The organism is Bacillus sp. JJ1764, from assembly GCF_036962145.1.
GTDB lineage: Bacteria > Bacillota > Bacilli > Bacillales > Cytobacillaceae > Neobacillus.
The window spans coordinates 3,686-8,613 of the sequence record NZ_JBALNY010000172.1 but is presented as its reverse complement, the minus strand read 5'-3'; the positions used below and the strand labels follow the sequence as shown (position 1 = coordinate 8,613).

At 38.5% G+C, this 4,928-nt stretch carries 5 protein-coding genes; 1 reads left to right on the top strand and 4 read right to left on the bottom strand.

The features are described 5' to 3' along the window. Nucleotides 1–177 precede the first annotated feature (177 nt). A complete protein-coding gene (locus V7083_RS20305; protein ID WP_335481334.1) occupies nucleotides 178–546 on the top strand; it encodes a cytochrome-c oxidase in 369 nt (122 codons plus the stop codon). A gap of 53 nt (nucleotides 547–599) precedes the next feature. Here the strand turns inward: V7083_RS20305 and V7083_RS20300 are convergent, their stop codons facing one another. From V7083_RS20300 to alaP, 4 genes are all read right to left on the bottom strand, one after another. Beyond that, nucleotides 600–1,475 (bottom strand): TIGR03943 family putative permease subunit, encoded by an 876-nt coding sequence (locus tag V7083_RS20300; protein WP_335481332.1) that lies wholly within the window; start codon nucleotides 1,473–1,475, stop codon nucleotides 600–602. A 14-nt stretch (nucleotides 1,476–1,489) separates the two neighbouring features. Further along, on the bottom strand, nucleotides 1,490–2,365 hold the full coding sequence (locus tag V7083_RS20295) for a permease (RefSeq protein ID WP_335481331.1): 876 nt from the start codon (nucleotides 2,363–2,365) through the stop codon (nucleotides 1,490–1,492). 154 nt (nucleotides 2,366–2,519) lie between these two features. Continuing rightward, nucleotides 2,520–3,320: a 5'-nucleotidase, lipoprotein e(P4) family gene (locus V7083_RS20290; protein WP_335481330.1), complete on the bottom strand. Its 801-nt coding sequence runs from the start codon at nucleotides 3,318–3,320 to the stop codon at nucleotides 2,520–2,522. Nucleotides 3,321–3,426: 106 nt separating this feature from the next. After that, on the bottom strand, nucleotides 3,427–4,827 hold the full coding sequence (gene alaP / locus V7083_RS20285) for an alanine permease AlaP (protein ID WP_335481328.1): 1,401 nt from the start codon (nucleotides 4,825–4,827) through the stop codon (nucleotides 3,427–3,429). Nucleotides 4,828–4,928: the final 101 nt, after the last annotated feature.

Sequence of the window (4,928 nt, the reverse complement as noted above, 5' to 3'; positions counted from 1 at the left end):
AGTCTTTCATGAGATATATGTAGGATAGATTAGAAGTCGGAGTTGGTAGTAATATCTTCCATCTGACCATACCCCAAAAAATAGCTTTGTCCGTATTATTTCCTAGTTCTTTTTTATAAAAGCCCTACATATTTACTACTACAGTCACTATTTTTTTATCTAAAAAGGGGGACGAATATGGGAGTCAAGTTTATTAAGATCTCGGTATGTTACTTCGTAATTGGGGTCTGTTTAGGTATGTACATGTCGATGACGGAAAAATTTTCGTTTTCACCTGTTCATGTGCATATTAATCTGCTTGGCTGGACAGCTATGACTCTTGCGGGACTTATTTATGTCGTCTTCCCAAGTGCGGGGAAAACCACCTTGGCAAAGGTTCACTTTTGGCTCCATAATATCGCATTGCCCATTATGATGATTGGCTTGGCTTTTTTAGTGTCAGGAGTAGACTCAGCAGGACCTGCAGTAGCGGCTGGAGGAACTTTAATGGTATTGGGGATTATCATCTTTGCGATTAATATTCTAAAGAATGTCAAAAGTAATTAGTCCTTATTCAACCTTTTTGAAATGAAAGAAGACACCTTGGCGGGTGTCTTCCATTAATTTAAGCTATTTCGATAAACATAAGGATCCTTCGGTTTACTGATGGTTTTATAACTGGATACTTTTAGAACTGGAATTCGTGTCTTCATCGGTGCGTAATAGACTGTATCTAAAGTACCTGTGACCTGATACCACTGATCATTTGGGATCTTTATATCATTTGGAAACTGTATCATCATTCCAAATGCTCCAGAATCAGCCACGCAATGAATAATCCCGAAACGGAGTAAGAAAAGCTGGTTGCCGTTTAATTTAGGTCCGTTATAAGAAAAACCGTTCATCGTAATCTTTTTACCGACGAATTCCCCTGAATAATTATAAATAACTTCCAACCCAACTAAATAATCTTGATCCGTTAAAGTAATATGATCTTTTGGTTTATAGGACTTCGATTCCTTGCTGACTAAATCTAAAAAGGCATCCTTCCCAAGGAATGGACTCATATCCGGATTCAATACCTGGTGCATCCCATATTGATCGTTTCCGTCTTCTAAAGTAGGAAATTGAAATCCTTTTGCGTCCACTAATTTTGAATCAAGGGTAGCAACTGGCAATAGAACACCTGTAAGTGCAGGAATTAACACAAACGTGTATGCGATAAAGTTTTTAACCTTTTTACTTTTGGGTTCCTTTTTTTTAGGATGCTCATGATGGTGCTCGGAGTCACATTGACAATGACGAGGGTCTGCTTGCTTACTTTTGTCCGAACGGTACCACCTTACTGCCTCAGCCAAAGTAAGCAAGAATAACACGACAACCATGCTTTTGGAAAGAAAGGCATACTTCATATTAATATATTTAGAAATGTTCCCTGTCAGATGCAGCGAGAAAAATAAGTTGGTAAACAATAATAAAATAATCACACGAAACACGAATCATTCCTCCTTTACAAAAGAAGTGAACCAATGAATACAAATAAGGTAATTAAAGAAACTAATATGATGATAAGTCGTTTTTGGAAATAGCCAGTCATCATTAGAACATTTTTTATATCTAACATAGCACCAAATACAAGAAAGGCTACAATAGAACTTTGTGCTTGAGCGAAACTATTCCGAAATGAAGAGGCTACAAAAGCATCTGCTTCCGAACAAATAGACAGAATAAAGGCCAAGGCCATCATAACAAGAGTAGCTGTTACCTTCGTATTACCCAAAGTAAGTAAAATTTTTGTTGGTACATACACTTGCATAGCGGAAGCAATTAATGCACCCATGACCAAGAATTTTCCAACACTTAAGAATTCATCAATGGTGTGATTGATAACACTAAATAGTTTTTGTATTTTATTTTGGTTGGAATGGTCGTGAACATGAACTTCAATATTTTCCTTAAGCGGGTTCTCTTTAATGACAAAAGATAAAACAATCCCAACTAAAATGGAAACACCTAAAGCTAATCCAGCCCGGCTAAAAACCATTTTCCAACTTTCACCAAAAGCAATGTAGGTGGCAAAAAGTACGATTGGATTGATTATGGGTGCTGCAAGCATAAAGGAAATCGCGGCATATGGAGCTACACCTTTTTTGATTAACCTCGCCGCAATGGGAACGATCCCGCATTCACAACCAGGGAATAAAACCCCAATCAAACTAGCCGTAATAACAGATAGGAATCTATTTTTAGGCATCAGTCGAAGAATCACGTTTTCAGAGACAAATACTTCAATCAATGCAGAGACAAAAGCTCCAATTACAATAAAAGGGATAGCTTCTATCACTATACTGATAAATATGGTATTTAGTTGCAGTAATCTATCCATGAGCTTTCCTCCTTTACAAAGTACATAAAAATGACTTTGGTAGTTTAAACTCAAAAACTCATGGAATCTACTATACTCTTCTATTAATATTAAGTCCAACGAAAAATATGGTATATTGAACAAAAAAATAACCGCTCACTAGGAGCGGCTGTAATCAGTCTGGTTGATAAATAATCAGGTTATTTTTCCTAAGCTTTGATAATTCCTCTAAGGATGAATTTATTTTGTTTCGATAGATGGCAGTTTCCCAATCTCCATACATTGGGTTAGGGAAGACAATCAGTTTTCTGCCGAACTCTTCCCTATGCTGATCCACGGCTCGAACTCTTCCGTTTGCATCCAGATGATCAAAACCACTGAAATCTCCGAGGTTATCACCAAACAATAAGACAATATCATGATTTTGTGACACCTGTCTTCGGCGATTTTCTTTGCTTGGTTCATTTTTTCTCATCAGTAAAATATGATCACTTATAGCTTGTGGCGCACCGATTGCCTGTAAATTTTTAATCGTCGCATCTTTTTGAGATTCAAAGCGATTTGAAATATAGTAAATAGCAATCCCTTTTGAATCTGCATAATGTAAGAAGTCGAGTGCTCCAGGGAGCGGTTTTGACTTTGCACGATTGAACCAATCCGTCCAATCAAGCGGATTTCCTTGTCCTGACACAATAAACTGTGCTTGATAGGAACTGTTATCCAGAATTGTTTCATCGATATCCAAAACAATGGCTGGTTTCAATCTTTGATCCCATTGCTTTTTGGCGAGGATTTCATCCAATCTCATTTTGCCAAGATTATACCCTTGATAATATAAGGCTTTAGCTTCACCAGATCGTTGAAACCAAAGAACAGACATTGTATTTTGGTCATATATTGTTTGGGCTTGGCCTTGGAGGGGGGAATAAGAAAATAGTAGTACACCAAAGGCTAGTAATGCTATCCATTTCTTCATCAATATTACCTCCTTTAAGTAACAATGTTAGTATGTGAAAAAATGGATGTTTTAACCGGTTTCCTCTTTTTGGGGCAAAAAAAGAAGCTCAATAATGAGCTTCCAATTAAACAGCTTGACTGCTATCTTCAGTTTCAGACGGAACTCGTTTATGAAACCCTTTGGCATAGTAAAATACAGTTAAGAAAATGAGCCAAAGTGGACCGATAAATAGGGCAATTCGGGTATCCGCATCATAAGCCATTAAACCGATGACCAGCGCCAAAAATGCGAGAGCAACATAAGAGCTGATTGGGAATAATGGTACCTTATATTTTAGTTGCTTTATTTCATCAGGCCTTAAAGTCTTTCGGTAACGAATCTGTGACAGCAAGATGACCCCCCAGGTCCAAATTGCCCCAAATGTGGCAATACTGGTTACCCAAGTGAACACCTTGGCAGGGACGACATAGTTCAATACAACCCCGATCAATAATGCAGCGGCTGACGCTAATACGGCCATGCCTGGAACACCATTTCGAGTTACTTTTCCGAAACGTTTTGGAGCTTCGCCATGCTGTGCCAAGTTAAATAGCATGCGTGCTGTACTAAAAATTCCGCTATTGCAGGAGGAAAGTGCTGCAGTTAGCACAACAAAGTTTATGATTCCTGCGGCACCTCTAATCCCGATTTGTTCAAATGTGAGAACAAATGGGCTGCCTTTTGTCCCAATTTCCTGCCATGGATATATGGACATAATCACAAACAACGCGCCGACATAAAAAATTAGGATCCGCCAAAAAACGGAATCAATCGCTCTGGCTAAGGATTTTTCCGGATTTTTAACTTCGCCGGCTGTTACACCGATCATTTCGATTCCTAAATAGGCAAACATAACCATTTGAAGGGAAAGAAGAACTCCTTTTATGCCATTTGGAAATAAACCTCCATGCTCCCATAGGTTAGAAATTCCTGTAGCAAGTCCACCGTTTCCGAACCCGAAGAAGATCATTGCTGCACCAACTGCAATCATCGCAAGAATAGTGACAATTTTAATAAGTGCAAACCAAAATTCCAATTCTCCGTATGCCTTAACAGCAATAATATTAACGGTTGCCATCATGACTAGCGCTGCTAAAGCCCATACCCAACGAGGCACTGTAGGAAACCAATACTCCATATAAATCCCAACAGCGGTAATTTCAGCCATACAAGTAACTACCCATAAGAACCAGTAGTTCCAACCTGTTATGTATCCGGCAAGCGGACCAAGATAATCACGTGCATAACTGCTAAAAGAGCCAGCGACCGGTTTTTGAATGGCCATTTCACCAAGTGCCCTCATGATAAAAAACATGATCATACCGCTAAACGCATAAGCAAGTAAAATCCCTGGGCCTGCTAGTTTAATAGCTGTAGCCGATCCTAGAAATAAGCCAACTCCAATTGCAGCTCCCAAAGACATTAAGGTAATATGTCTTTCTTCCAGCCCGCGATGAAGTTCTTTTCCGTTGTTTCCGTTACTCATCCTCTGACCTCCTCATTTTTTTGATAGCACAATTGTTTGAATAGTATAACCAAATTATTATTTATGTTATACTATTTGTCAATACTATCAAAATATAATTT

What these genes read in the sequence shown, in the direction of transcription:
- V7083_RS20305 (WP_335481334.1), top strand. Translation starts at nt 178, where the DNA reads ATGGGAGTCAAGTTTATTAAGATCTCGGTATGTTACTTCGTAATTGGG.
- V7083_RS20295 (WP_335481331.1), bottom strand. Translation starts at nt 2,365, where the DNA reads ATGGATAGATTACTGCAACTAAATACCATATTTATCAGTATAGTGATA.
- V7083_RS20290 (WP_335481330.1), bottom strand. Translation starts at nt 3,320, where the DNA reads ATGAAGAAATGGATAGCATTACTAGCCTTTGGTGTACTACTATTTTCT.
- alaP (WP_335481328.1), bottom strand. Translation starts at nt 4,827, where the DNA reads ATGAGTAACGGAAACAACGGAAAAGAACTTCATCGCGGGCTGGAAGAA.